This is a genomic window from Vibrio sp. Y29_XK_CS5, assembly GCF_024181835.1.
Lineage (GTDB): Bacteria > Pseudomonadota > Gammaproteobacteria > Enterobacterales > Vibrionaceae > Vibrio > Vibrio harveyi.
In genome coordinates this window covers 465,307-492,178 of sequence record NZ_JAMZAM010000003.1, presented here as the reverse complement: position 1 = coordinate 492,178, position 26,872 = coordinate 465,307, and the positions used below count along the sequence as shown (strand labels likewise).

The window sequence follows — 26,872 nt, the reverse complement described above, 5'->3', positions numbered from 1 at the left end:
AGCGCTCTCATTTCTTAATCACGCAGTAAACTATGGTAAAAGAGATTTCCGACGACGCTCCTTCGTCGCTTTCGGGAATGACACCGTTTGATTTCAGAGTGGTTGAAAGTCATCTTCAAGAGCGAGGTACGAGCGAGTTGGGGATCTTTTATTCCCTCTCACGTCTCGAAGCGAAGCGTTCCTCAGGGCAAAGTCCGCTCCCGGCTCTCGAAGCGCAGCGTTCTATAGGGTGAAGCCCGTTCCCTTCTTTCCCTGCCCTTCAGGCGTAAAAAAACCGCCATGCAGGCGGCTTAGAAAACTCAACATACTCGTTAAACTGAGAACGGGTACTGAATTGGATCGTGATGCTCGTAACCTTCTACCCAGAAGTCATCTAGGGTTACCCATGTTTCTAAATCTTCTAGCGATTTAATTTCTGGGTTGATGTGGAAAGTTGCGGCTTTTAGTGGCTCACGTTTCAACTGAATGTCACGCATTGGTGCAAGCTGATCTTCGTAGATGTGTGCGTTAACAATCTTGTGGTATGCCTGACCAGGTTTCTTGCCCGTGATTTGCGCCATGATTGCCAAGAACACATACACTTGAACCATATTGAAATTCAGACCTAGCGGGACATCACAAGAGCGTTGCGTGCTGTTTAAGTAGAGCGTGTCACCTAACAGTGAGAAGTGGTGGCTGTACATACATGGACGCAAACAACCCATGTGGAATTCACCCGGGTTGTAGAAGTTTAGGATTTCACCACGGTCATCAACACCACGCGTTAAATCATCCACAATCTTACGCAGTTGGTCGATATGACCGCCATCTGGCTTCGCCCATGAACGACCTTGAACGCCATATACACGTCCCATGTCATCTTCACCTTTGCGGAACGGGTTGTTTAGCCATGCTTCATTTAGGTTTGCGTTCGCATCCCACGTTTTCGTACCTAGCTTACGGAAATCTTCTGCGTTGTCGTAGCCACGAATGTAGCCAAGTAGCTCAGCAACTGCCGCTTTCCAAAAGCTCTTACGTGTCGTAACTAATGGGAATTGGTTGTTGGCAACATCGTAGGTCAAGTCTGCGTTGATCACCGTTAGGCAGCGTTTGCCTGTGCGCTCGTTTTCAACCCAAGTGCCTTGGTCAACGATACGCTGACACAAATCTAAATACTGTTTCACACCAATTCCTTACTTCGTTTCTGCTTGGACTTTGTCTTGGTAAAGACCACGTTTGTACGCCCAAACCATCATAAGAACACCCAGAATGATCATCGGTGACGATAGGATTTGTCCCATCGAAATGTAACCACCAAATAGACCAAGCTGTGCATCCGGTTCGCGAACAAACTCAACTAGGAAACGGAATGTACCATATCCAGCTAAAAATAGCCCTGATACCGCACCTAAAGGACGAGGCTTTTTGATGAACCAGTTCAGAATGAAGAACAGCACAATGCCCTCTAGGAACATCTCATAAAGCTGAGATGGGTGACGAGGCAGTGGGCCACCATTCGGGAAGATGATCGCCCATGGCACATCTGTTACGCGTCCCCAAAGTTCACTGTTCATGAAGTTACCCATACGCCCCATGCCAAGACCAAACGGCACGAGCGGAGCCACAAAGTCAGCCACACCGAAGAAAGTTCGACCATTCTTATGTGCGTACCAGAACATTGCCGTGATAACACCTAACAAACCGCCGTGGAATGACATGCCGCCAGTCCAAACTTCAAATAGGTATAGGGGGTCTGCTAAGAACAAATCAAAGTTGTAGAAGATAACGTAGCCAACTCGACCACCAATCACTACCCCAAGGAAACCAGCGAACAACAAGTCTGAAACTTGTTCACGCGTCCAACCACTACCCGGTTTATCTGCGCGACGATTTGCCAACCATAGTGCGAACATAAAGCCGACTAGGTACATCAAACCGTACCAACGAACAGAAACAGGACCAATAGAGACTAAAACCGGATCAATATTGGGAAATTCTAAGTATCCCTGAGACATAACTCATTCTCTTCTTATTACTAATAAAACAGGTGGACTTTACAGCAGCATGGTCGCTGCAACAAACATCAAGAACACAGCAAAGATCTTTTTTAAGACTGCCGTAGGAAGGTTGGTTGCCATTTTAGCGCCGACTTTCGTCGTGAGCATCGACGTCATCGCAATCGCCGCTAAAGCTGGTAGGTAAACATAGCCAATACTGTAGTCAGGTAACTCCTCAACTTTGTAGCCATGCAAGATAAATCCAATCATGCCTGAAATCGCAATGACACAACCGCATACCGATGAGGAGCCAACCGCTTTGCGCATTTCAATGCCATGCTTGTTTAAGAAAGGCACCGACAGAGAACCACCGCCAATACCAGCAAGACTAGAGACTACACCAATTCCCGTTCCGTACATCATAGTGACCGGACTACTCGGCATTGGCTTCTCACTTTTCGTCTTGATGGAGCGAAACATTTGTATTGCTAAGCACAGCACAATCACACCGAAGACTTTCGGTAGGTAATGAGTCGGGATCCATTCCGCGATATTAGCCCCAACAAAACCACCGATAACCACGCCAGGCATCAACCATTTGACGACAAACATATCGACATTCCCAAGCTTCAGGTGGTTCAGTGCAGAAGAACCTGATGTGACAATGATACTCGCTAATGACGTTGCTAATGCCATATGCATGCTCATTTCAGGAGAGATACCAGCAAGAGGAAGAAGGTATAGTAACGCAGGTACGACAATCAGCCCGCCTCCGATACCAAGAAGCCCCGCCATCACGCCTACAAAAGCGCCTAGCGCGAGCAATAATATAAATAAAGAGATGGTCACTGTTACCCTACTTCTTACCTGCACGAATAAAGCCGGCAAAGCCTTGCTGGATAAAGAAATCATGCATCATTTGATGGATTTCTTGCCCGTAAGAGCATGACATGGCTTTCTCGACGAGTTTTTCTAGTTCTTTTTGTTGGCTATGACGAATCAAATACTTCACCTTAGCCACGTTCGAGGTGTTCATGCTCAAACTGTTGTAGCCTAAGCCCAACAGGAGCAGCGCACCAAATGGATCACCTGCTAGCTCACCACAAATACACACAGGTACTTGATACTGGTGGCAAACATCGTGAATTTGTTTTAACGCTAACAACACCGCGGGATGCATGGATTCATAGACATCCGCAACACGGGAATTGTTCCGATCAACTGCCAACAAATATTGCGTTAAGTCGTTAGTACCCACCGAAACAAAGTCAACACGATGAGCAATGGCCGGTAACAAGTACACCATTGATGGGACTTCTATCATCACCCCAACCTTTGGTGCTTGAATTCGCTCATCCAGCAACACGACTTCACTGTACGCTTGATTGATAAGCGTAATCGCGTCATCGAGCTCTTTTATTCCCGAAACCATAGGAAGCAAAATACTTAAGTTGCCGCTTTCAGCACTCGCCCTTAGCATCGCTCTCAGTTGGATCAAAAAGATATCCGGATGATCCAAAGTAAAACGAATACCGCGCCAGCCCAAGAACGGATTATCTTCATCAATCGGCAGATACGGCAATGGCTTATCACCACCGATGTCCAAGGTACGCATCACAACGCGCTGATTCGGATAACTATTAAGAATTGCTTGGTACTGATGATACTGCTCATCTTCAGAGGGAAAGTGATGCTGAAGTAAAAAAGCGATTTCTGTTCGATACAGACCAACGCCATCGACACCTGAGTTGATCGCGATATTGCTATCGGCACTCAACCCCGCGTTAAGCATCACTTCAATGTGGCAATCGTCTTTTGTAATGGCTGGCAGTGCCAAGTCTTTGTTCACCATGGCGAACAGTTCAGACTCCTCACTCACAAGGCTACGATACTCGCGTAGAAGCTGCCTGTTAGGTTCTAAATAGATCTCACCAGTGTAACCATCCACAATCCCCTTCTTGCCATTCACGACACTGGTGTTAATGTTCGCGCCCATGATGGCAGGTACACCCAATGCCCTTGAAAGAATCGCCGCGTGAGAGTTCGCTGCACCTTCCAATGACACGACCGCTAAAAGGTGTTGTTTTGGAATCGACGCTAATAACGTGGCCGTCAGTTCATTGGCAACCAAGATCACCGGACGATCGATCGAGGCATGTTCTTGCTCGCTATTGTGCAAGAAATAGAGCAGGCGTTGTCCTAGTTCACGAATATCTTGCGCACGTTCACGCAGATACACATCCGACATACGTGCAAAGCGGTTCGAATAGGTCTCAACAACTTGTCGCAACGCCCAATCTGCTCGGTCGCCTTTCTCGATCTGCTTCTTCAGATCACCACGCAACATTGGATCGTTAAGTAAGTGGGTAAAAAGGTCGAAGATCGCCAAGGCATCTTTATTGATTTCGCTGTCGAACTTTTTCCGCATACGGCGAAAATCACTCAATGCCCTCTCTACTGCAACCGCTAAAAGTTCATGCTCACGCTCTTTATCTAACGCAGACGCAGGAAACACATCATTTAAGTTTGGTTGTGTATTATCAAACCAGAACTCACCAATCGCTACCCCAGTTGAAGCCGGTAGGCCTTTGATCACCGTAGGTTTGGAAGCAAGTTGCCAATGACCGAGGTTTTGCGCATGGGCAATGAGCACCGCAAGCTGTGCCGATAGGGTAACAAGGAAAGACTCTTCCATCTCACTGAACAAACGCGGTGTTTTCTGCTGGATAACCAACACGCCAAGTACTTGTTTGCGATGAATGATTGGCGTACCAAGGAAGGAGTGATAAACCTGCTCGCCTAATTGGGGGAAGAATTTGAAATCAGGGTGAGTGGAAGCTTCTGCTAAGTTAAGTGGCTCTGCACTGCGCTTCACCAAACCAACCAAGCCTTCATTGAAGTTGATATGGATGCTATCGCCTTCAAAAATAAGGCCTTGAGTTGCCATTAACTCAAGGCGCTGCATTTCTTCGTTAGCAAGATAGATAGTACAACATTCAGTGCATAGGGCGGCACAAGTCTCTTTTACCAATATATCGAGTGCCAGATGCACATCATCGACTCTGGAGACTTTCTCAACTATTTCCCTTAGCTGACTGAGCATGTTAACCCTCTATCTACGTTGCTTTTTTCTTTTCCCTTTCGTCTTACGCTCTCGAAAAGGCATGGCTAAAGATGCAAACTCTTTCATTGCTCGACGGTATACGTCACGTTTGAAAGAAACAACTTGCCTAACTGGATACCAGTAGCTTACCCAGCGCCAACCATCAAATTCAGGGGATTTCCCGCGCTGCATATTGATGCGAGACTCATCGCACTCTAATCGCAGCAGAAACCATTTCTGTTTTTGGCCGATACAAACAGGCTTGGAGTCCCAACGCACCAATCGCTTTGGTAGCTTATATCTTAACCAATGACGACTTGTAGCGATGATCTTAACGTCTTTTTTCGTCAGACCGACTTCTTCATATAACTCCCTGAACATGGCTTGTTCAGGTGTTTCACCTTCGTCAATCCCACCTTGTGGAAATTGCCATGAGTGTTGCCCGTATCGTTTAGCCCAGAAGACCTGACCATGGTTATTACATATCACAATACCAACATTGAGTCGGTAACCATCGCCATCTATCACTGGCTAACCTCTATGAATAATTTTTTATTACCGTGATTTTTCCACATATCCCCATTACTAGCAAACTTACTGATGTGATATGAGCAAGATTTATTACCTTTCGCCCCGTTTTGGATATCTTTTGAACAGACATTATTTTATCAACACAAGTTTGAGACATAGCCCACATTTATTCACCTTTTCTGTGAATAACTTTGTGAAGAAAACGCTATCAACAAAGAATTTTGTTCAAAACCATTATTGTCGACATTTATAAAGGCTCAACCAAAAATAGATAACTAAATGATTAAAAAGGAATAAAAAGCAATATTGATGATTTATTGATCTTATTTGCCTTGATGATCTTTTCATCAAATACAGATCGGTCAAAGATCGCACAATCGGTTATTTATCCACATTAGACAGGTAGGACTTCATGGCATCTCAATAAAAGCAAGTCTCAATCGCTACCTAAACCCCTGTTTATTCATCCAGCTCAGCTAGAGATCCTATTGGTCACTTCCTAATCTGTGGATAAGTTATGAATTGATCATTCTTAATCCAGCTCGATGAAATCTTAGACAGAGGATTTTATTCAAATTTGTTAGACTAGATGTTTTCCAATACCACCTTGTCATTATGAAACCAGAACCACAATCCGAAGCTGAACTGATGGAACGCGCGCACGACATTGCTGGCTTAAGCTTTGCTGAGCTTGCCGAAGAGGCTGGCATGACCGTTCCAGAGAACTTGAAACGCTACAAAGGTTGGGTTGGTCAATTGCTTGAATGGCATTTGGGTGCGCCTGCGGGTAGTAAGCCGCAACAAGATTTCGCTAAACTTGGGATCGAACTAAAAAGCATTCCGATCAGTTATTCTGGTAAGCCATTAGAAACCACTTTTGTCTCTGTAGCACCATTGACTGGTGTACAAGGCTTAACATGGGAAACCAGTCACGTACGCAACAAACTTTCCCGCGTACTTTGGGTTCCCGTGGAAGGCGAGCGCGAAATTCCTTTAGCAGAGCGACGAGTTGGCAGTCCATTGATTTGGTCACCAGACCAGGAAGAGGAGCTAGTCCTAAAAAACGATTGGGAAGAGCTGATGGAAATGATCGTGTTAGGTAAGTTTGATCAAATTTCCGCCAGACATGGAGAGGCACTGCACTTACGACCAAAAGCTGCAAACGCAAAAGCTTTAACAGAAGCATACAGTTCAAATGGTAAACCGATCAAAACCCTGCCTCGCGGATTCTACCTCAGAACACAGTTTACTGAGCAGATCCTACTGAAGCACTATATCAACGCTCAATCCGAGTAACTAGGTTCTGTTGGTCTTTTGCGGTTCATTTCTACAGCGTTATCGGCTTCTCATGCAGGCTAGCTACGCTTCAAAGCCTTTGTCTTGTAGAAATTTCCCACAAAGTGCGGCAAAAATCAGCTCAAAAGATCAACAGCCCCTAATGCGTTACCAGTGACAATTCAATATCACAATATGAGGCTGCACCATCGCTACCAAATTCATCGTACGCGTTGTGCAGTCTTAAATAAGCTTTATCAATCCCCAACCTAAGCAGTTCTTCTTTCACCAAGTCTAACGATCCAAAGTGAATCGGATCTTCGCCATCTTTGATCGGCTCAAGTTGGTGTTTGTACTCCACTGCTAATAGATAGTCAGAGACATCAGAACAACCTATCACAAAGACCTTCGGTGTTTTGTAGGAGTCTTTGTGGTGGCCATGCAACCACATGTCGAGTTGATGCTTCTGCATAATGCACCTCCTTCACAAGATCTTTTAAGTCTAGTTACCGTATTGATAACTTTCGAGTTAACTACAAAGCGAAAGTTAAATCATTTGCGACAGCGACTAAAAATCCCCTATATTGGAATGACTTATTCAGTCGGTAATTCTTCAAGGACGTGAAATGCAATATACAAAACTACCGCACTCATCACTCGAGATCAGTAAGATCTGCCTTGGCACTATGACGTTTGGTGAGCAAAACACCGAACAAGAAGCGTTTCAACAACTCGACTTCGCCCTCGACCGTGGCGTGAACTTTATTGATACTGCAGAGATGTATCCCGTTCCACCAAAAGCAGAAACACAAGGACTCACTGAGCAATATATTGGAAATTGGTTAGCGAAAAGTGGCAAGCGCGAAAAAGTGGTATTGACAACGAAAGTCGCTGGTCCACGCAACGTGCCTTATATTCGAGAGAACATGAGTCTGAATCGTCGCCATATTCATACCGCTATCGATGACAGTCTCAAGCGTCTACAAACCGATTATGTCGATCTATACCAATTGCACTGGCCACAACGCCAAACCAACTGCTTTGGTCAACTCAACTACCCTTACCCAGATAAGCAAGAAGAAGTCACACTGATCGAAACACTTGAAGCACTGACCGAACTAGTTAAAGCAGGCAAGGTACGTTACATAGGTGTATCGAACGAAACCCCATGGGGTGTGATGTCACTGCTGCGTTTAGCAGAAAAACACGATCTGCCTAGAATAGTTTCAATCCAAAACCCATATAACTTGTTGAACCGCAGCTTTGAAGTTGGTTTGTCTGAAATCAGCCATTATGAAGGCGTTCAGCTACTTGCTTACTCACCTCTAGCCTTTGGTTGTTTAAGCGGTAAATACCTCAACGATGCGAAGCCAGAAGGTGCCCGATGCACTATTTGGGAACGCTTTGCTCGTTACTTCACTCCACAAGGCGTGAAAGCAACAGAAGCATACGTCAATCTAGCTCGTGACCATGGTTTGGATCCTTCGCAAATGGCACTTGCCTTCGTCAATCAGCGACCATTTGTGGGTTCTAATATCATTGGCGCTACTAACCTAGAACAACTTAAATCCAATATCGACAGTATCGATGTTCACCTCAGTGAAGCGTTACTCAATGACATCCAAGCGATTGGCACCACTTACTCAAACCCTTGTCCGTAAGACTTCATGTTGACGTGACCAACACACTAAAGTAACGGACACTAAAAACAAAACAGGCTGACCATAGTGGTCAGCCTAGTTTGTTTCTATCAAGCCCAAATTGAACCAAGTGCATTAAGGAAAGTTCAATTTGGGCTTTTGATTACGTCAGTATTCGCGAAGTTAAAACTCGGCGAAGATGGCGAACTCGACGATCAACTTTTACGGCGTCTGGGACGCTAGTTCGAGTTGAGCGGCCGTCTTTATCTAAGCCAATATCTTTTAGCAAGTGTTCGTTAGTCCATGGAATATCATGTGAGCTACGACGAACCATACGTTGCCATTGTTTTTCTTCACGTTTTAGATCTGCTTTCAATAGCACAGTTGCTAGTTTCAGATAGATAGAGTGACGCATAACTTATTCTCCAAATTGCGATAAAGGATCGACTGGGAAAAATAGTGCGTAATTGGACAGAAAAATTCTGTTGAGACTAAGCCGCTACTTTTCCGCAGCCTAGTAAAAGAGATAGGTTACGGATTAATTTAATCTAATGAGCCAGTGGCATCCTGTTTAGTCGCATCAAAGGTTGAGCGAACAGCAGGCATACGATCAGCGCAAGCAGTGGTGTTAACAACGTAATGTTTCATCTTGCGCCTCCTAGCTAAAAATTAATCCGTGATTGATGTGGTATAACTCTTTGAGTTACGGCTAAATTGTAAGCAACGGAGGATATTTATCAAACAATTTTTATCCTTTCGATTAAAAACAAACCAATGACCTAAAATTAGGTTTCATATGGTTTTTTGAATAACATATTCAACTAAGGAATATATAAAACATCGAGTTTTATAAATAACCGAATTCTATTCACAAAAAAGGAGCGCATATGCACTCCTTTTTGGGATAAGTTGTTTCGTCAGCACTTACTGATTCAAATTAGATTAAACCGTCTGCTCTGAAATCAAATTATGCTTGTTCAATAGTCGATACATGGTTGCGCGCGATACGCCAAGCTCTTTCGCTGCGTTCGATACCTGACCGGAATGTGATTCCAACACAACAAGCAGTGCATCACGCTCGCTCTTTTCACGAATTGACTTCAAGCTACGTTTAGAATCATTGCGTTGTGGAAGATCAAGATGATGTTCTTCAATCATTACGCTATCCGACATCAGTACAGCGCGTTTGACTTGGTTCATCAACTCACGCACATTACCTGGCCAGAAGTAACGTGTCAGTGCTTTCAGCGCATCTTCAGAAAAGCTTTTCGCCTGCGAGTTATATTCTTTTGAGAACTCTTGTAGGTAGAAGCGCGCCAATAATGCGATATCACTTGCGCGTTCTTTCAAGCTTGGCACATTAATGCGAAGCACATTGATGTAATGGTAAAGCTCTTCATTGAAGTCACCATCAATCAGTGCTTTTTCAACATCAGAAGAGTTAGCAGCAAGAACACGAACGTTAACATTTTTCGCACCATCACGAGTTTCAATCGTGCCTTCTTGCAAGAAACGCAGAAGGTTCATCTGCTGTTCTTTAGAGATGGTCAAGATATCGTTGAAAAGCACGGTACCACCATCAGCCTGCTCAAGCAGACTTGCTTCCATATCGTCATCAGCATCAATGCCAAAGACTTCGGCTTGGAAGCGTTGCTCGTTAAGCGCGCGACAGTTAATTGATAGGAATGGCTTGTGAGAACGTGAGGATACTTTATGAATCGCACGTGCAACAGCTTCTTTGCCTGTACCGCTTTCACCATAGATTAGAATACTTACATCGGTTGGACCGATACGTTTCACTTGGTCACGTAGACGTTTCATTGGGATAGATTCGCCGATCAGCCCCATGTCTAAGCTGCTACCAAAGCTTGGCCATACTTTTTTCTCTAGCTTCAACATACCAAGTTGGTGACCAATGGTACTCAATAGCTGTGCATCAGGGATTGGTGCCGTGAAAAAGTCGATACAGAAGTTCACAATGAACTGACAGATGGTATCAGTTCCGAGTTGAGATTCACGGATGAAGGCTAACCAACGAACGTGCTTGTGAGAACTCACTAAGTTCGCCAAACCATTAAGACTGAACTCGTCATGGCTAAGGTCAACTATACCAATACATGGACCAATATCTTCTAACAATGTGTTGGCTTTACGTAAATCACCCACTTGGTGACATTTCCATCCCACTTGCTCTAGCACCGAAAGCCAAGGTTCATAAGTACCGCCAACTACTACAAGCGATCCCGGAATGGAATCCATCTTAAACTGCCCAGCCATTCTCTAACCCTTATTGATTGTTCATAGAAATTTCGCGCCACAAACCCATCTTTGCGAACGGGTAACATTATCGAGACTACGCGCGCTGAAGTCTGTCTCAATATTAAGACTATGCAACAGATTGAGATTTGGCGAATGCTTATTTAGACCTCTTATATACAATCAAATGCAAACAGTTGAATTTATTCAAATTAAAGATACAAAAAAACCACCCGAAGGTGGTTTTTTCATTACTCAGCGAGGAGATTTACGCTTGTGGGCGCATCGCTGGGAATAGGATCACGTCACGGATAGTGTGCGTGTTAGTCAGCAGCATAACTAGGCGGTCGATACCGATACCTTGACCTGCTGTTGGTGGTAGACCGTGCTCTAGTGCAGTGATGTAGTCTGCATCGTAGAACATTGCTTCGTCATCACCAGACTCTTTCGCTTCTACCTGTGCTTTGAAACGCGCGTCTTGGTCTTCTGCATCGTTAAGCTCAGAGAAGCCGTTTGCTACTTCACGACCACCGATGAAGAACTCAAAGCGGTCTGTGAAGAATGGGTTGTCATCGCTACGACGAGCCAGAGGAGAGATGTCCGCTGGGTAGCCAGTGATGAACGTTGGCTGCATTAGCTTAGGTTCTGCAGTTTCACCGAAGATTTCTTCAAGAAGCTGACCACATGTCCAGAAAGGTTCGACTTCAACGTGCACTGATTTCGCGATAGAAACCATTAGGTCACGGTTTTGAATGTCTTCTTCTGTTAGCGCTTGGATTTGTGCGTGGTCTGGGTTGTAGTGCTTGATTGCTTCAAACATGCTCATACGAGTGTAAGTGCCACCAAACTCAACCGTGTCATCACCGTAAGGCATTGACGTTGAACCTAGAACTTCTAGAGCGACTGAGCTTAGTAGTTCTTCAGTTAGGTCCATAAGATCTTTGTAATCCGCGTACGCCATGTAGAATTCCATCATTGTGAATTCTGGGTTGTGACGTGGAGAAAGACCTTCGTTACGGAAGTTACGGTTGATTTCGAATACGCGATCAAAACCACCAACAACTAGACGTTTCAGGTATAGCTCAGGCGCGATACGTAGGTACATTGGCATGTCTAGTGCGTTGTGGTGCGTGATAAATGGACGCGCACTCGCACCGCCAGGGATAACGTGCATCATTGGCGTTTCAACTTCCATGAACTGTTTAGAGATCATGAAGTTACGGATTGCAGACATTACTTTAGAACGTACTACGAACGCTTGACGAGAATCTTCGTTAACGATTAGGTCAACGTAACGTTGACGGTAACGCATCTCTTGGTCAGTTAGACCGTGGAACTTCTCTGGTAGTGGACGAAGTGCTTTAGTTAGCAACTCGTACTCTTCCATGTTCACGTATAGGTCGCCTTTACCTGATTTGTGCAGCGCACCTTTAACACCGATGATGTCACCGATATCAAGACCTTGGTATTTGTCTTTTAGTACTTTTTGAACCGCTTTGTCAGCGTAAGCTTGAATACGACCAGAAGTCTCTTGGATTACTAGGAATGGACCACGCTTAGCCATGATACGACCAGCGATTGCAACTACGTGGTTAAGCTCTTCTAGCTCTTCCTTCGTCTTTTCACCGAACTCTTTTTGAAGGTCGCCCGCTAGTGCGTCACGACGGAAGTCGTTTGGGTGGCCATTTGCTTTGCAGCTCTTTCGGATTTCATCCAGTTTAGCGCGGCGTTCAGCAATTAGCTTGTTTTCTTCTTGTACAGTTTCGTTTTGAACAGCATCAGTCATTTTCGATGTATCCTGTTTTTGTCGGTGAAAAGCTTTATAGACCTGATTTCAGGCTAGCTTCAATAAATTTGTCCAGATCGCCATCAAGAACCGCTTGAGTATTACGGTTTTCAACGCCCGTACGGAGGTCTTTAATGCGTGAGTCATCCAATACGTAAGAACGGATCTGGCTACCCCAGCCAATGTCAGACTTAGCGTCTTCATTAGCTTGTTTTTCCGCGTTTTGCTTTTGCAATTCAAGCTCAAATAGCTTCGCTCGAAGCTGTTTCATTGCCTGATCTTTGTTCTTATGTTGAGAACGGTCATTCTGACACTGAACCACTGTGTTCGTTGGTACGTGTGTAATACGAACCGCAGATTCGGTGGTGTTTACGTGCTGACCACCAGCACCTGACGCACGGTAAACGTCGATACGTAGGTCAGATGGGTTAATGTCGATATCAATGTTTTCATCAATCTCTGGGTAGATAAACGCAGAAGCAAATGAAGTATGACGACGACCGCCTGAATCGAATGGCGATTTACGAACTAGGCGGTGAACGCCTGTTTCTGTGCGTAGCCAGCCGTAAGCGTACTCACCAGAGATCTTCACTGTTGCGCCCTTAAGACCCGCAACTTCGCCTTCCGATACTTCGATCACCTCAGATTTGAAGCCTTTTGCTTCAGCCCAACGTAGGTACATACGTAGCATCATGTTGGTCCAGTCTTGTGCCTCTGTACCACCTGAGCCAGCTTGCAAATCAATGTAGCAATCAGAGCTGTCATGGTCACCAGAGAACATACGACGGAATTCAAGCTGTTCTAGCTTCTCTTCCAACTCAGCAAGTTCTGGTTCGATCTCGTCAAACGTTTCTTGATCTTCTTCTTCAACCGCAAGCTCAAGAAGACCTTCAACGTCCTCTACACCTTGCTCTAGTTGATCGATAGTTTCAACAACCGCTTCAAGAGATGCACGCTCTTTACCTAGTGCTTGTGCACGTTCTGGTTCGTTCCATACATCTGGTTGTTCAAGTTCTGCGTTGACTTCTTCTAGACGCTCTTTCTTAGCGTCATAGTCAAAGATACCCCCTCAGGACATTCGTGCGCTCAGACACGTCCTGTAGACGGTTTTTAATTGGATTGATTTCAAACATGTTGGCTCAACATTTTAGAATAGAATTTAACCGAGAAATTCTACTCAAAAATGTGACCGAGATACAGGAAAATTTCGGCTGGGAAATCAGATTGCAATTAGAGAGAGCACGGTCATAAAATTTTTGCCCCACAAAAAGGCGACCGTACTCTAAAAGAAGTGACTTTCTAGGTCCTACTTAGCTTCAATGTGATCAATCATTAACTGTAATGATTGGTTGCCGCGAAACTCATTCACATCCAACTTATACGCGAGGCGTACTGTTTTCACTGATGCATCCGGCCAACGACGCAAGTCAACATTAAATGCAATGCCATCGATCATGACGTTTGTTGGATGACCTTTGAAAAGTGGTTCTAGCATCAGCTTAAGGTGCTTCTCACCGACCAGTTTCTGGTGCAATACTTTGAACTCACCATCAAAGATAGGTTCTGGGAACGCTTGCCCAAAAGGACCACCTGAGCGCAATTGTTCAGCAACATTCATCGAGAATTCTTCGGGTTTAAGCTCGCCGTCCGACATAACCACACCTTTCAGCGCCGCTTCGTCCAGTTCTTTCTTCACGACTTCATCAAACAAACGGCTAAAGCGCTCGAAGTCTTGTTCTTTGATGGTCAAGCCTGCCGCCATCGCGTGTCCACCAAATTTGATGATCAAGCCTGGGTTTTGCGTATCGATGAAATCCAGCGCGTCACGCATGTGTAGCCCCGGAATAGAGCGACAAGAACCTTTAATTGTCCCCTCTCCGCCATCGGCAAAGGCGATAACAGGACGATGGAACTTCTCTTTAATGCGCGAAGCAAGAATACCGATAACACCTTGGTGCCAATCACGTTGGAACAGTGCTAAACCGTAAGGCAATTCACTGTTTTCACCAAATTGAAGACGCTCACAAAAAGCCATCGCTTCTTGCTTCATCCCTTCTTCAATCTCTTTACGGGTTTGGTTCAAACCATCCAACTCACTCGCCATACGACGCGCCGCATGGATGTTGTTACACATCAGTAGTTCAACACCGAAAGACATGTCATCCAAACGACCTGCGGCATTAATACGAGGACCAAGTGCAAAGCCAAAATCAGATGCAACCAAACGACGAGCATCTCGCTTCGCGACTTCAATCAGAGCTTGAATTCCCGGGCGTGCTTTGCCTGCACGAATACGCTGCAAGCCTTGGTGCACAAGAATGCGGTTATTTTCATCCAGCGGCACAACGTCGGCGACGGTGCCGAGAGCAACCAAGTCGATCAACTCCATCAACTTAGGCTCTTGCATGCCTTGCTGCGCGAACCAATTTTGTTTACGCATGTACACACAAAGCGCCATCATCAAATAGAAAGCAACGCCAACCCCTGCCAATGCTTTCGATGGGAAAGCACAGCTGTCGAGGTTCGGGTTCACCATGGCATCCACATTCGGCAGCTCTTGCCCTGGTAAGTGATGGTCAGTAACCAGTACAGTAATGCCGTTTTCTTTGGCGTAGCGAACCCCTTCAATCGACGACACACCGTTGTCTACCGTCATAATCATCTCAGCACCCAGCTCTAACGCCTGGTCCACGACTTCAGGACTGAGGCCGTAGCCATCTTCAAAGCGGTTCGGCACCAAGTAGTCCACGTTATTACTGCCAAGCATACGTAGGGCAAGCACTGACAACGCCGAGCTAGTCGCGCCATCAGCATCAAAATCGCCAACGACAATAATGCGCTTTTGCTCATTAATGGCTTGGAACAACAACTCAACCGCCTGGTCAATGCCACCCAACTGTTGGTAAGAATGTAAGCCACGAGCAGAAGTCTCTAACTGTGCTACATCTGTGATACCACGGTTAATGTAGATGCGCTTGAGAATAGGTGGAATGGAATCGGGAAGAAGAGAAAGATCCGGTTCAGGACGTCGTTGAATTTCTATCATGTTTGAAAAGAGCCAACGAATATCGCTGGCTCTGCTCCTTAAAGGATTATTGTTGCTCTAAACGTTTTAGTAGTTCAGCCGGTGGAAGGTAACCGCCTACGAGTTCACCACTTGGTAGGAAGATTGCTGGCGTACCAGAAATACCAAGTTCACGACCTAGGTTGTAGTGCGCTTGAATGGTTTCTTTGCACTGTTTTAGATCTTTCGCTGGATTGTCGAAAGTGCGCTCAACTTTTGCATTGTGCATTGCTGATTTCGGATCTTCTGCACACCAAATTGTCGCCATTTGTTCAGCAACTGGACCTGTTGCACCTTGACGAGGGTACGCCATGTAACGAACAGTAATACCCAAGTCGTTGTAACCTTGCATCTGGCTGTGTAGACGTACACAGTAACCACACGTGATATCGGTAAATACCGTCACCACATACTTCTCGTTGTCCGCTTTGTATTCAATCACGCTATCAGAGAACTTCGCGATTTTCTCTGCGTTCAATGGTGCTTGACGCTCAGCAATCACGTCTTTGTAGCCGCCGTTATCATCGATGGCGTAAAGTGTACCGGCAATAAAGTGGTTGCCATCGTTTGATGCGAACAACACACCACCATTGGTTTGGATTTCTAATAGTCCAGCAACGTCTGATGGTTGGATATCAAGAATAGACACACCCAGCTTAGAGAACTTCGCTTTTAGCGCAGCTTCATCAAAGTTCTGTTTTGCCGCTGGCGCGACTTGTTGTGCAGGAGTTTCCGTTTTTGCCTGACTTTCTTCAGCACCACAAGCGGTTACGAAAAACGGTAAAGTCAGCAGAGTTAGTCGGCGTAATACGCTCATTAAATTCACCTTAAAATAAAATCTTTTCATCCAATGAGACAAAGGATGAACCAAACCATCATTATGCTCTTGGGTGGTGTTGACTGTGGATCTGTTTCAATCGTTCAGTCGCCACGTGAGTATAAATTTGCGTTGTCGATAAGTCACTATGCCCCAACAGCATCTGTACGACCCTGAGATCTGCGCCATAGTTCAATAAGTGTGTCGCAAAAGCATGGCGCAATACGTGTGGAGACAGTTGGTCGGTATCAATACCCGCTATCACAGCGTAGTACTTGATACGGTGCCAAAAGGTCTGACGGGTCATTTGTCTCGCACGTTTACTTGGGAATACCACATCCGACGTAGTCTCTCCCAATAGAGCAGACCGACCTTGCTGGATAAAAGTTTCAATCCAATCGACCGCGTTTTCCCCCATAGGAACCAGGCGTTCTTTACCACCTTTACCGGTCACGCGCACTACCCCTTGACGCAAACTGACGTTTTCCATTGTCAGACTGACCAACTCTGTCACACGCAACCCAGTCGCGTAGAGTAGCTCAAGCATGGCTTTGTCTCGCAGCTCAACGGGATCATTAGGATCTGGTGCATCAAGCAGTGCGTCCACTTGCTCTTCACTGATGTCTTTAGGCAGACGCTGAGGCAACTTTGGGCTGACCAACAGCGCACTCGGATCATCGCCGCGTACTTTTTCACGGTGAATGTATTGGAACAAGCGACGAATCGCTGACAACATACGCGCACGGGATGTCTGCTTGTAATCTAAATCAACGAGGTAACTTTGATACTCTTGCAGACCAGACAAACTGATGAAATCTAGACGGTAGCTATGTTGCTCCATCCACGCGAGCAATTTCATTAAATCATTTCGGTAGGAAGCCAACGTGTTCTCCGATAGACCACGCTCCATCCACATTGCATCTAAGAATTGTTCAACCAGACCAAAATCTTGTTGATTGACAGGCTGTTGTGCCGTCATGAACGCTTCCTTATCTGTTTATATTTACAGTATTGAGAGTAAGGCAACTGCTCAACCAATACCATAAAAAAATCATCTCCCGCGGGATATTCGCTGCAATCTTCCCCGATTTATGGTTAGAATCTGCCACAACAGCAACATAAAAAACGACGAATATAATGAAAATCGGACTCTTTTACGGCTCAACAACCTGCTACACAGAAATGGCAGCAGAGAAAATTCGCAATATCATTGGTGAAGACCTTGTCGACATTCACAACGTGAAAGAGACACCGCTGTCGCTGATGGCAGATTACGATTTACTGCTAATTGGTATCTCTACTTGGGACTTCGGTGAAATCCAAGAAGACTGGAGCGCTATCTGGGAAGATATTGCAACCACACCGCTAAAAGGCAAAGTCGTAGCTTTATTCGGCTTGGGAGACCAAGAAGGCTACGGCGAGTGGTACCTTGATGCGATGGGTCTACTGCATGACGAGCTAAAAGCAACGGGAGCGCAGTTTATTGGTTACTGGCCAAACGAAGGCTATGAGTTCGAAGCATCAAAAGCACTGACAGAAGATGGCAGTCAATTTGTCGGCTTAGCGTTGGATGAAGATTCCCAGTACGAACTCAGTGATGAGCGCATCGAGAAATGGTGTGAGCAAGTCTTAGTAGAGTTCCACGACACACTTTAAGTCATACGGCATCCAGCACTTGCTAGACAACAGATAAACAAAAAGCCCGGCGAATCACTTCACCGGGCTTTTTTTGTTTTGCTAGTCAGCAATTATGCAGTTTCTTCAGTCAACTCTGGTTGTGAGGACTTAGCAATAAAGAACATGCAAACAATCGCTGCAAATGTTGGTAGAACCCAACCCATGCCCACTTCAAATAGCGGCAGCATGTTGAATGCAGACACGTCTAGACCCGCAACTTTCGCAGCATCAATCAATGCAAATAACAGTGATACTAGCAGTACAGAGCGGTAAGCCACTCGTGGGTTTGGAAGCTTGCTACGTACAAACGTTAGCGCAACCAATGCTACTGCTACTGGGTATAGCGCAAACAGAACCGGAACTGATAGAGAAATTAGCTGAGACAGACCAACGTTTGCAATCAGTGCACAAGCCGCACCGTTGATAATAACCCACTGCTTGTAAGTCAGTTTCGTTTTAGAGCTGAAGAAATCTGAACATGCAGAGATAAGACCGATAGCCGTCGTCAAACATGCAAGCAATACGATGATTGAAAGTACAATCTGACCGTAAGGACCAAATAGCGCCTGAACGTATTGGCTCAGCACAGCACCACCGTTGTCTGCGCCTGCTGCAATAGTTGAACTCGTCGCACCTAGGTAGAACAATGAGATGTATACGAACGCAAGACCTGCAGCGGCAATACAGCCAGCACAGATTAGGTATTTTGTCGTTGCTGCACGCTCAGTGATGCCTTTACTGCGAAGTGCGTCCACCATTAGCATACCGAACATCAACGATGCGAACGTATCCATGGTGTTGTAGCCTTCAAGGAAGCCCTTAGTCAATGGTTGAGTTAGGTACTCGCCGTGCGCGCCCATCATTTCGCCTTGTGGGTCAATGAATACCGCAATAGCAAGAACGATAAGACCAAGGAACAGAACTGGCGTTAGCACTTTACCAATCAAATCAATCAAACGACCTTGGAACCAAGCGAAGATCATAGCCACCGCAAAGAACAAGATTGAGAATGATGTTAGATGCGCTTGAGAGGCATCTAGGAAGAATGGTTTCACTGCCATTTCATATGCTACAAGACCTGTACGAGGTGCAGCAAATGCAGGACCAATGATGATGAAGATCAACGCCGCCATCAGCACTGCTGCTTTCTTAGGAAGATCTTGAGTCAAGTGATCCCAAGAGCCGCCTGCCACAGCAATAGCAACGATAGTAATAAGAGGTAGACCTACCGCTGTTAGCAAGAAACCGAACATTGCTGGCATCAGGTGATCACCGGCTAGCTGACCCGCTAGTGGTGGGAAAATGATGTTGCCAGCACCCAAAAAGAACGCAAATAGCATAAAGCCTACTGCGATAATATCTGTTAGTTTTAACGTCTGCTTCACAGATAACCCTTTTTCTCTAATTGATGAATGTTGTGTATGCATCGACCACTTTTTTGTATACCCAAAGTTAATGAGTACCTGTGGTTCAATCTATAAATTTCCGCCGCATAATGACGAAGTACCCATCATTTGGCAACCTTTAAGAAAAAAACACCATATTAATTTAGTTCGTCAACTTAAAAGCAGTGAATATCACTAACTATAGATTTGAGACCAGTTCATTATCTCGATCAAATTGAAATACAATTTAATAACCAACAAGATAACAATCTATACAATTAAGAAACAATAGAGAAATTAACTCTATTATTGAGTAAAAATAAAACAATCATGAAGAGCGAAAAATTTCAGACTAAGGACTTCAAGTTCAAGCAGTTTTCGATTCACGGCGGTGAAAGTGGCATGCCCGTAAGCACTGATGGTGTGATGCTTGGCGCTTGGGCAAATTGCTCACCACAGAGTAAAATTTTGGACATTGGTACAGGCACGGGCTTGCTAGCACTAATGTGTGCACAGCGATTTCCTGCCGCACAGATCACCGCTCTTGATATTGAAACATCAGCGGTAGAAGCAGCGCAGCAAAACTTCACCCTATCCTCTTGGTCCGACAGGCTTCACATCCACCACGCCGATGTATTGCAGTTTGAACCAACACATCGCTTCGAGCACATCATCTGTAATCCGCCCTACTTCAACAGTGGTGAGCAATCGAAGCAAAGCCAACGTGCAACTGCTCGACACACGGATACTTTGCAACACGCTTCATTACTTAAACGCTGTAATGAACTACTCGAAGAAGACGGTACTGCCAGTTTTGTTCTGCCGATTACAGAAGGCGAATTGTTTATTGCCATGGCTAAACAGCAAGGATGGTTCTTATCGCGTATCTGTCGCGTGCAACCATCACAGAAAAAGCCAGTCCACCGTTTACTGTTTGAATTAGCCAAACAAGCTTGTGATACTCAAGAAACGCACTTGATCATTCACTCAAACGAGGGTTATAGCGACGACTTTACTCAGCTAACTCGCGAGTTTTATCTTAAGATGTGAAATAACATGTGATCCTTGTCACCAATCACTTTATAATGTGCGACCTTTTTATATTCTATGCTGCTGTGGCGAACCATTAACCAAGCTTTGCTTGTGGAGAACTCATTGTGATCAGAACCTTTGCTGAACTTGATCTAGACCAAAACCTACTTGAAGCCATTGACGAGATGGGCTACGAACGCCCAACTAAAATTCAGGCAGAAGCGATTCCACAAGCGTTAGATGGTCGTGACATTCTAGCGTCAGCACCAACTGGTACTGGTAAAACGGCAGCATTCGTCCTGCCAGCACTGCAATACCTGCAAGATTTCCCACGTCGTAAACCTGGACCTGCACGTATTCTGATCCTAACCCCAACTCGTGAACTTGCGATGCAGGTAGCGGATCAAGCTCGTGCTTTAGCGAAAAACACCAAGCTAAACATCTTCACCATCACTGGTGGTGTTCAATACCAAGAGCACGCAGATATCCTAGCAACGACGCAAGATATCGTAGTAGCAACACCAGGTCGTCTACGTGAATACATTGACGCAGAACGTTTTGACTGTCGTGCGATTGAATGGCTAATCCTTGATGAAGCAGACCGCATGCTAGACATGGGCTTTGCTCCAACTGTTGACCGTCTGTCTAACGAATGTCGCTGGCGCAAACAAACCCTTCTGTTCTCAGCAACACTAGAAGGCAAAGGCGTAGAGGGTTTCACAGCAGACCTACTGAACGAACCAGCAGAGATCGACGCAAAATCACCACTACGTGAGCGTAAGAAGATCGCACAGTGGTACCACCGTGCTGATGACGCAGAGCATAAACTTGCCCTACTAAAACACATCATCACAGAGCAAGCAGAACGCACTATCGTATTCTTGAAGACTCGCGAGCGTTTAGCAGAGCTTCGTGCCCAGTTAGAGAGCGCACAGATTCCATGTTCTTGGATTCAAGGCGAAATGCCTCAAGATCGTCGTAACAACGCGATTTCTCGCTTCCGTGAAGGCACTGTAAACGTGCTATTAGCGACAGACGTAGCGGCACGCGGTATCGACCTTCCTGACGTATCACACGTAATCAACTACGATATGCCACGCACGGCAGACGTGTACCTTCACCGCATTGGTCGTACGGCTCGTGCAGGTAAGAAAGGTAATGCTATCTCAATCGTAGAAGCGCACGACCAACCAATGATGGATCGCGTTGCTCGTTACGTGAAAGAAGACATCAAAGAACGTTTCGTGAAAGAGATGCGCCCTAAACACAAAAAGCCTGTGTTTAAGAAGAAAAAGAAAAAAGACGACAAGAAGAAAGTAGCGAAAAAGAAAACCGCTAAGAAGAAGTAATCACGTCTAATTGATTTCAAATCTAAAAGAGCCGCAATCGCGGCTCTTTTTGTTTTTCATCTATAGTTGATGAGCAGGCAAGGTTTTGTCTTCATAGGCATCAGCGAAGCCATGGTTACGGTCACGGTGCCCCGCTTCATCCTCTCGAATACGCAAAATCACATCTCTTAGCATCGCATCAGTTGGCAGCTTGTAGTAATCAATCGCCAGAGTCGGGGCTGGTACGTTCTCCACTTCCCCGCTATCAATTTTCTCTAGGTACTCAGTGTAGCTGTTACACGCTTCTTCTTCGAAGTAACCAACAACACGGTGAGCGATTTTAGAAGACAGCAGATAGATGAAGCTGTACACAACAATGAAAACACCTTGTCCCAGCAACACCAACAAACGCTCAACCAAACTTGGCTTGGCAATATCGAGGAAAATCATTAGGTGCATGCGCTCGTTCTCAGCCTCATCGAGAAGTTCTCGGATCCAGCCTTCATCATCTTTCATTCGGCGTAGCGCTTTCAAGTGATTGAACATCCCAGCTACCATACCCGGCACGGCTGCGATGGTTTCGAGAATTACCGCTCGTTTCGCGTATTTCTTGCCATAAAAGATGTTCAGAGTGAATTTCAGCAATTTGGTAATACGCAGTGCAACGTACTCCGATAACTTAGAGGCTTTTTTGTGTGTGAGCTTGAAGTCTGACATAGGAGAACTCCTTATTTTTAAAGTTGCATTTAAAATACAACTTTAAACTTTATTACTCAACTATTTTTTAAGATATAAACTTTTTATGTAAAAATTCGATTAAGATCAGATCGAATAGGCATAAAAAAAGCCGGATAACTATCCGGCTTTTTGGCGTACTTTATTTCGCTGAATCATCAACTCGCGATTGACTGACTTCAATCAGTTTTGCTCTTCTCGTTTGAACACTAAGTCTGTTGGTGTCGACTCTTCTTCAACGAAGTAGTAACCCGCAACATCAAACTTAGTGAGGTCAGCAACGCTTTCGATACGGTTTTCGATGATGTAGCGAGCCATCATGCCGCGCGCTTTCTTCGCGTAAAAGCTGATCACCTTATATTGACCATTCTTACAGTCTTTGAAGATAGGCGTGATCACTTGTGCATCCAAGTTCTTTGGCTTCACCGCTTTGAAATATTCATTTGATGCAAGGTTAATCAATACGTTGTCGCCTTGCGCAGCAATCGCTTCATTCAGCTTATCGGTAATGACATTACCCCAGAACTGGTAAAGGTTAGATCCCTTGTCGTTCGCCAGCTTAGTGCCCATCTCAAGACGGTATGGCTGCATTAAATCGAGTGGCTTAAGCAGACCGTATAGACCAGATAGCATTCTTAGGTGATCTTGAGCGTAGTCAAAATCAGCGTCAGAAAGGGTTTCCGCTTCAAGACCTGTGTACACATCGCCTTTAAATGCCAAAATGGCTTGGCGAGCATTATCTGTGGTGAAAGTTTCACTCCACTCTTGGAAACGGCCAACGTTCAAATCAGCGATTTTGTCGCTCACTTTCATCAGTGATGCAACATCGGCAGGTGTTAATTTACGGCATACCTCGATCAGCGCTTTTGAATAGCTAACCAAGTCAGGTTGAGTAAACTTCTCGGTCGCGAGTGGTGATTCGTAATCGAGCGTTTTAGCTGGAGAAACTACGATGAGCATGACTTTAACTTCCCTAATTCTATTTTCCATTTAGAGTACAAAAAAAGCCATGCATTGTCTGCATGGCTTTTTGAATCGTGTTGATAGCTTTCAACAATGATTGGCAGTGAACATCACTTAGTCTTCTTTTTTCGTGTTGTCCCAAATGCCATCTTCTAGCTGAGACTTCAGCTCAGGGAAGTCATTTGCATCAAACGTCGGCACTTTACCTTCGCTTAGCTGGCGGTTGTAGTCTTTCGCCAGTTTAATCACGATACCAGATAGCAATAGAATCGCCACCAAGTTCACTATCGCCATCAAACCCATTGATACGTCAGCCAGTGACCAAACCACAGGTAGTGATGCTAGCGCACCGAACATAACCATACCCAATACAATGATACGGAAGATGCCTAGACCTGCTTTGTGGTTGTGCTCTAGGAAGATTAGGTTCGTTTCAGCGTATGAGTAGTTCGCAATAATCGAAGTAAATGCGAAGAAGAAGATCGCAACAGCAACAAAGATGCTGCCCCAATCACCAACTTGTGAGCTCAATGCACGCTGAGTTAGCTCAATACCGGTCACTTCCGTTGCTTGACCAACGTACTCACCTGACATAAGGATGATAGCCACTGTCGCAGAACAGATAACAATCGTATCCATGAATACGCCTAGCATCTGAACGTAACCTTGAGATGCAGGGTGCGGTGGATAAGGGGTTGCAGATGCTGCTGCATTTGGTGCAGAACCCATACCAGCTTCGTTCGAGAACAGACCGCGTTTGATACCGTTGATCATCGCTTGTGCGATTGCGTAACCAAGACCACCCGCAGCTGCTTCTTGCAGACCAAATGCGCTCTTGAAGATAAGCATTAGCACATCTGGTAGTTTGTCTAGGTTAGAGAACATCACAAACAACGCTAGTAGTAAGTATGCTAGTGCCATCACTGGAACAATCAGTTCAGCTACTTTCGCAATACGCTTAATACCACCAAAGATAACGACGGCTGACAGTGCTACAACAGCAATACCAACATAAAGGTCATTCCAACCAAATGCAGTGCTCATTGCGTTTGCAATTGAGTTTGCTTGAACGGCATTGAATACCAAACCAAAAGCGATGATTAGGAAAATCGAGAACAGCACGCCCATCCAGCGCATACCCAAACCTTTTTCCATGTAGTAAGCAGGACCACCGCGGTAGTTGCCATCATCATCTTTGGTTTTGTATAGCTGCGCTAGCGTACTTTCCGCAAACGACGTCGCCATACCAAGCATTGCAATCAACCACATCCAGAAGATTGCACCAGGACCACCTGCTGTCAAAGCAACAGCAACACCCGCCATGTTACCTGTACCTACACGTGCAGCAAGACTAGTACAAAGCGCTTGGAAAGAAGAAATACCAGCTTTGTCTGCTTTACGGCTGTTCTTCAGAACAGAGAACATGTGGCCGAAATGACGAAATTGAATGAATCCCAATCGAACGGTGAAGTAGATTCCTACACCAACAAGAAGATAAACCAGAATCGAACCCCAAAGGAGATCGTTCATCAAATTGATTAAGTCTGTCATGTGTACCTCAAAGTGAGTTGCGCCGGTCTTTGCTTCCAAGCCATCCACCAGATTGCCTGCTAAGTGTCAAAGTGTGCTTAGCTTTTTGAGTAATGTTTATTGCGCAATCTAGAATCGTAAACGTCGCTTCATGCATCCATTTTACGTACCAGCGTATTTTTTGACGGGCGGATAATGCAGCCTCGAAAAGCAAAAATCAATATGCAACAAGTAAAATAACCTTGTTATTTTTCACTAGAAAGTCACCAAAAGTTAACATAAAAGGAAAACTTAACGCTCACAAACAGCAACATCTTGTTTATCAAATCTCAACATAAATAGCCCTTCCGTCATTAACAAAACGCAGTACCATTTATTTTTGATGAGGCTAGTTATCACAAGGTATCTGAGAAAAATTTCTTACTCCGCTTTGTTACGATTGGATACATTTTAATCAAAGCGATGCTATGCAACCTTAGTATTCAAAAATTGAGTAAAATGAGCCCTTCGAATTAACATACCAAATCTCTTCATTTAATCGTTTTCGTGAGTTCGTTCGCTTATTTTTTGTCCACTTCAGATATGTGCAAAATGTGATTCTGTGAGTATTTTTACGCGAAAATGTCATGTTACCGACACAAATGCGAAATATATCATGGTTATTCTCACGCCTATTGTGGTACTTAAAAAGCTCCACAAGGACTGGATATAACAGTTTAGATAGAAAAAGGTAAAGGTGGCTTATGGAAGGCTTTCAACTCGATGACCTATTTGGTCTGGATACTACCTCAACAACCAAGTCTCGCTCAAAACCAGTGAAGCGTAAGTGGCGAGAAATCGAAGAAATGAACGATAGACGCAATTTGCTCAAAGAGCTGCGCGAACTCGATGTCTGCAACGACATCACTCTGGATGACATCAAACTATAATTCGCACAAAAGGCACCTCAATGGTGCCTTTTGTCATTTATAGAGAGGACAAAAGTGGGTGATTTTCATGCTGATTTTATTGGCATGACGCCCATTCTTATCTATTGAGAATTTCCCTCAGTTTTCACTCATATTTTAAACGAGACAATTTCTAAACAATTCCCATTAGACAAGAAAATGACGAAACAAACTACGTACACGCAATCGATTACTTCGTCATTTTTATGTTTTAGACAAACTCAGCGTCGTTCTGACGCACTCGATCAGCAAGTTGCTTGTAGCGATCTGCAATAGTATTACCAAACACAGGATCGTCCTCGTTCTCATGCCATAGGCTTTCAACATATTGCCAGTCTTGCGAAGTGAACAACTCTTCAATTAGAGGTAAGATTTGGCGCTCTTCTAGCTCCAGGTGGCGCTTTTGCGTCACGATGAAGTCTTCAAGCTGAGCAACGAACATATCTTGAGGGACAACAGCATCCTGCAAAATCATCTCAATCAACATTGAAAACGCTTTGGTTTTGTCCGCCAGATCTTGATGTTCCTGTTCCAAGTTTTCCATGGTCTTTTGCTGACCATAATGCTCTAGGAAGTAGCGATAGAGAATGTCTTCTTTAGGATGGTGAATTTTTTCTGAATGGTTAGAAAGATAATCCACGATCTCACTCACCAACGCATAGTTGATGGCGCGTTCTTGTTTAATCTCATTCAATTTGTGGCGCAGTATTGCCAGCAGACGGACCATATAGCCGTGTTCGCGTCGAATTCTTTCGATCATCATAGCGTCTCTCCTTAACACCTACTTTTAATAAGTGTATATGAGAAAGCGAAAACCTGACTCGACG

Annotated in this window: 24 protein-coding genes; 6 read left to right on the top strand and 18 right to left on the bottom strand. The window is 44.9% G+C overall.

Translation table 11 applies throughout. The features are described from left to right. Positions 1-311: 311 nt before the first annotated feature. Genes NL647_RS16185 through rppH form a run of 5 tightly spaced genes read right to left on the bottom strand, consistent with a single transcriptional unit; the run spans position 312 to position 5,607 of the window. Complete coding sequence (locus NL647_RS16185; protein ID WP_005434888.1) at positions 312-1,163, bottom strand: thymidylate synthase; 852 nt, start codon at positions 1,161-1,163, stop codon at positions 312-314. A gap of 9 nt (positions 1,164-1,172) precedes the next feature. Further along, on the bottom strand, positions 1,173-1,994 hold the full coding sequence (gene lgt / locus NL647_RS16180; protein ID WP_253650393.1) for a prolipoprotein diacylglyceryl transferase: 822 nt from the start codon (positions 1,992-1,994) through the stop codon (positions 1,173-1,175). A gap of 39 nt (positions 1,995-2,033) precedes the next feature. Next, the gene (locus tag NL647_RS16175; RefSeq protein WP_253650392.1) at positions 2,034-2,825 is read right to left on the bottom strand and encodes a sulfite exporter TauE/SafE family protein; all 792 of its coding nucleotides are present in this window, start codon (positions 2,823-2,825) and stop codon (positions 2,034-2,036) included. 7 nt (positions 2,826-2,832) lie between these two features. Next, positions 2,833-5,079 carry a phosphoenolpyruvate--protein phosphotransferase gene (gene ptsP / locus NL647_RS16170; protein WP_017190105.1) on the bottom strand — a complete coding sequence of 749 codons (2,247 nt, stop codon included), beginning with the start codon at positions 5,077-5,079 and terminating at the stop codon, positions 2,833-2,835. 9 nt (positions 5,080-5,088) lie between these two features. Continuing rightward, positions 5,089-5,607, bottom strand: coding sequence for an RNA pyrophosphohydrolase (gene rppH, locus NL647_RS16165; protein ID WP_005434895.1), 519 nt, complete (start codon positions 5,605-5,607; stop codon positions 5,089-5,091). A gap of 618 nt (positions 5,608-6,225) precedes the next feature. Here rppH and mutH point away from each other — a divergent pair. Next, positions 6,226-6,906, top strand: coding sequence for a DNA mismatch repair endonuclease MutH (gene mutH, locus NL647_RS16160; protein WP_253650391.1), 681 nt, complete (start codon positions 6,226-6,228; stop codon positions 6,904-6,906). 139 nt (positions 6,907-7,045) lie between these two features. Here the strand turns inward: mutH and NL647_RS16155 are convergent, their stop codons facing one another. Continuing rightward, positions 7,046-7,357, bottom strand: a complete 312-nt coding sequence (locus NL647_RS16155; RefSeq protein ID WP_005447906.1) for a DUF6482 family protein — start codon at positions 7,355-7,357, stop codon at positions 7,046-7,048. A 154-nt stretch (positions 7,358-7,511) separates the two neighbouring features. Between NL647_RS16155 and NL647_RS16150 the strand changes: the two genes are divergently transcribed. After that, on the top strand, positions 7,512-8,546 hold the full coding sequence (locus NL647_RS16150; protein ID WP_253650390.1) for an NADP(H)-dependent aldo-keto reductase: 1,035 nt from the start codon (positions 7,512-7,514) through the stop codon (positions 8,544-8,546). A gap of 142 nt (positions 8,547-8,688) precedes the next feature. Here NL647_RS16150 and NL647_RS16145 read toward each other — a convergent pair whose 3' ends face one another. The 7 genes from NL647_RS16145 to xerD all read right to left on the bottom strand — a co-directional run bounded on the left by NL647_RS16145 (position 8,689) and on the right by xerD (position 17,427). Continuing rightward, on the bottom strand, positions 8,689-8,940 hold the full coding sequence (locus NL647_RS16145; RefSeq protein WP_005447902.1) for a hypothetical protein: 252 nt from the start codon (positions 8,938-8,940) through the stop codon (positions 8,689-8,691). 527 nt (positions 8,941-9,467) lie between these two features. Next, positions 9,468-10,802 carry a cyclic-di-GMP-binding transcriptional regulator VpsR gene (gene vpsR / locus NL647_RS16140; RefSeq protein WP_009699342.1) on the bottom strand — a complete coding sequence of 445 codons (1,335 nt, stop codon included), beginning with the start codon at positions 10,800-10,802 and terminating at the stop codon, positions 9,468-9,470. 247 nt (positions 10,803-11,049) lie between these two features. After that, positions 11,050-12,567: a lysine--tRNA ligase gene (lysS, locus tag NL647_RS16135; protein ID WP_005447896.1), complete on the bottom strand. Its 1,518-nt coding sequence runs from the start codon at positions 12,565-12,567 to the stop codon at positions 11,050-11,052. A gap of 34 nt (positions 12,568-12,601) precedes the next feature. Beyond that, a protein-coding gene (gene prfB / locus NL647_RS16130; protein ID WP_100208484.1) for a peptide chain release factor 2 occupies positions 12,602-13,700 on the bottom strand; the annotation gives its coding sequence in 2 pieces (ribosomal slippage) (positions 12,602-13,624 and positions 13,626-13,700; 1,098 coding nt in all). Positions 13,701-13,873: 173 nt separating this feature from the next. Next, positions 13,874-15,613, bottom strand: a complete 1,740-nt coding sequence (gene recJ / locus NL647_RS16125) for a single-stranded-DNA-specific exonuclease RecJ (protein WP_005447894.1) — start codon at positions 15,611-15,613, stop codon at positions 13,874-13,876. A gap of 46 nt (positions 15,614-15,659) precedes the next feature. Continuing rightward, the gene (gene dsbC / locus NL647_RS16120) at positions 15,660-16,448 is read right to left on the bottom strand and encodes a bifunctional protein-disulfide isomerase/oxidoreductase DsbC (RefSeq protein WP_009697631.1); all 789 of its coding nucleotides are present in this window, start codon (positions 16,446-16,448) and stop codon (positions 15,660-15,662) included. Between the two features lie 61 nt (positions 16,449-16,509). Further along, positions 16,510-17,427 carry a site-specific tyrosine recombinase XerD gene (gene xerD / locus NL647_RS16115; RefSeq protein WP_005447892.1) on the bottom strand — a complete coding sequence of 306 codons (918 nt, stop codon included), beginning with the start codon at positions 17,425-17,427 and terminating at the stop codon, positions 16,510-16,512. A gap of 158 nt (positions 17,428-17,585) precedes the next feature. On the opposite strand from xerD, the gene fldB reads away from it, so the two are divergent. Continuing rightward, positions 17,586-18,104, top strand: a complete 519-nt coding sequence (gene fldB / locus NL647_RS16110) for a flavodoxin FldB (protein ID WP_005447890.1) — start codon at positions 17,586-17,588, stop codon at positions 18,102-18,104. Between the two features lie 92 nt (positions 18,105-18,196). Here fldB and brnQ read toward each other — a convergent pair whose 3' ends face one another. Continuing rightward, positions 18,197-19,510, bottom strand: coding sequence for a branched-chain amino acid transport system II carrier protein (brnQ, locus tag NL647_RS16105; protein ID WP_009697628.1), 1,314 nt, complete (start codon positions 19,508-19,510; stop codon positions 18,197-18,199). A gap of 330 nt (positions 19,511-19,840) precedes the next feature. On the opposite strand from brnQ, the gene NL647_RS16100 reads away from it, so the two are divergent. Together NL647_RS16100 and srmB are read left to right on the top strand one after the other, a co-directional pair. After that, the gene (locus NL647_RS16100) at positions 19,841-20,560 is read left to right on the top strand and encodes a tRNA1(Val) (adenine(37)-N6)-methyltransferase (RefSeq protein ID WP_009700497.1); all 720 of its coding nucleotides are present in this window, start codon (positions 19,841-19,843) and stop codon (positions 20,558-20,560) included. 107 nt (positions 20,561-20,667) lie between these two features. Further along, entirely contained in the window at positions 20,668-21,891 is a 1,224-nt protein-coding gene (gene srmB / locus NL647_RS16095) for an ATP-dependent RNA helicase SrmB (protein ID WP_005447883.1), read from the top strand. 60 nt (positions 21,892-21,951) lie between these two features. Here srmB and NL647_RS16090 read toward each other — a convergent pair whose 3' ends face one another. From NL647_RS16090 to NL647_RS16080, 3 genes are all read right to left on the bottom strand, one after another. Beyond that, positions 21,952-22,587, bottom strand: a complete 636-nt coding sequence (locus NL647_RS16090; RefSeq protein ID WP_005447882.1) for an alternative oxidase — start codon at positions 22,585-22,587, stop codon at positions 21,952-21,954. A 201-nt stretch (positions 22,588-22,788) separates the two neighbouring features. After that, the gene (yaaA, locus tag NL647_RS16085; protein ID WP_005447880.1) at positions 22,789-23,565 is read right to left on the bottom strand and encodes a peroxide stress protein YaaA; all 777 of its coding nucleotides are present in this window, start codon (positions 23,563-23,565) and stop codon (positions 22,789-22,791) included. A 117-nt stretch (positions 23,566-23,682) separates the two neighbouring features. Next, on the bottom strand, positions 23,683-25,119 hold the full coding sequence (locus NL647_RS16080) for a sodium:alanine symporter family protein (RefSeq protein WP_005447878.1): 1,437 nt from the start codon (positions 25,117-25,119) through the stop codon (positions 23,683-23,685). Positions 25,120-25,841: 722 nt separating this feature from the next. Here NL647_RS16080 and NL647_RS16075 point away from each other — a divergent pair. Further along, positions 25,842-26,027, top strand: a complete 186-nt coding sequence (locus NL647_RS16075) for a DUF3545 family protein (protein ID WP_005447876.1) — start codon at positions 25,842-25,844, stop codon at positions 26,025-26,027. 229 nt (positions 26,028-26,256) lie between these two features. Here the strand turns inward: NL647_RS16075 and NL647_RS16070 are convergent, their stop codons facing one another. After that, positions 26,257-26,808, bottom strand: a complete 552-nt coding sequence (locus tag NL647_RS16070; protein ID WP_005447874.1) for a hemerythrin domain-containing protein — start codon at positions 26,806-26,808, stop codon at positions 26,257-26,259. Positions 26,809-26,872: the final 64 nt, after the last annotated feature.